This is a genomic window from Tenebrionibacter intestinalis (genome assembly GCF_016632365.1).
Classification (GTDB): Bacteria; Pseudomonadota; Gammaproteobacteria; order Enterobacterales; family Enterobacteriaceae; genus Tenebrionibacter; species Tenebrionibacter intestinalis.
In genome coordinates, this window is sequence record NZ_JAEPBH010000135.1 from 1 (window position 1) to 1,121 (window position 1,121).

The 1,121-nt window shown below is 51.4% G+C and carries 1 protein-coding gene; it reads left to right on the forward strand.

Translation table 11 applies throughout. The annotated features are described in order from the left end of the window. The first annotated feature begins 66 nt into the window (after positions 1-66). A complete protein-coding gene (locus JJB97_RS18090) occupies positions 67-1,098 on the forward strand; it encodes an IS630 family transposase (RefSeq protein WP_227531405.1) in 1,032 nt (343 codons plus the stop codon). The last annotated feature ends 23 nt before the right edge of the window (positions 1,099-1,121 follow it).

Here is a 1,121-nt window from a genome sequence, read left to right on the forward strand (position 1 = left end):
AACTCAGCCCGGATTGTGCGATCTGATCAATCGCCAAACATCACAAATCACCAACCGGACTGAGCGATGCCGATCATAGCACCAATACCCCGTACCGAACGACGCCTGATGCAGAAAACTATCCATAAAACGCGTGATAAAAACCATGCCCGCAGGCTGACCGCCATGCTGATGCTGCACAGGGGGAGTCGTGTTACTGACGTAGCCAGAACGCTTTGTTGTGCCCGTTCGTCCGTGGGGCGCTGGCTCAACTGGTTTACCCTGTATGGTGCTGAAGGCCTGATATCACTGCGTCCGGGCCGTGAACGCCGGTGGCCCTTTGAGCAAATTTGCGCACTGCTGGTACAGCTTGTCAGCCGTTCTCCCGGTGATTTTGGTTATCAACGCTCCCGCTGGAGCACTGAACTTCTGGCGATAAAAATCAACGAGATAACCGGGTGTCAACTTCATCCCGGCACAATTCGCCGCTGGTTGCCTTCTGCGGGACTGGTGTGGCGCAGAGCCGCTCCCACTCTGCATATACGCGACCCGCACAAGGATGAAAAAATGGCGGCAATCCGCAAAGCTCTGGATAAATGCAGCATTGAACATCCGGTATTTTACGAAGATGAAGTGGATATTCATCTCAATCCCAAAATCGGTGCCGACTGGCAGGTACGGGGACAGCAAAAACGCGTGGTCACACCGGGCCAGAATGAGAAATACTACCTTGCAGGCGCACTGCACAGTGGTACAGGAAAAGTCAGCTACGTGGGCGGTAGCAGCAAAGCCTCATCTTTATTTATCAGCCTGCTTAAACACCTGAAAGCGACATACCGCCGGGCAAAAACGATCACACTCATTGTGGATAACTACATTATTCACAAGAGCGAAAAAACACGAAACTGGTTGAAAGAGAATCCCAAATTTAACGTTATTTATCAGCCGGTTTACTCGCCATGGGTGAATCACGTTGAGCGGTTATGGCAGGCATTGCACGATACGATAACGCGCAATCATCAGTGTCGTTCAATGTGGCAACTGTTGAAAAAAGTTCGCCATTTTATGGAAACGGCCAGCCCGTTCCCCGGAGGCAAACATGGGCTGGCAAAAGTGTAGCAGTATTCGGCGCAGCTATTTAG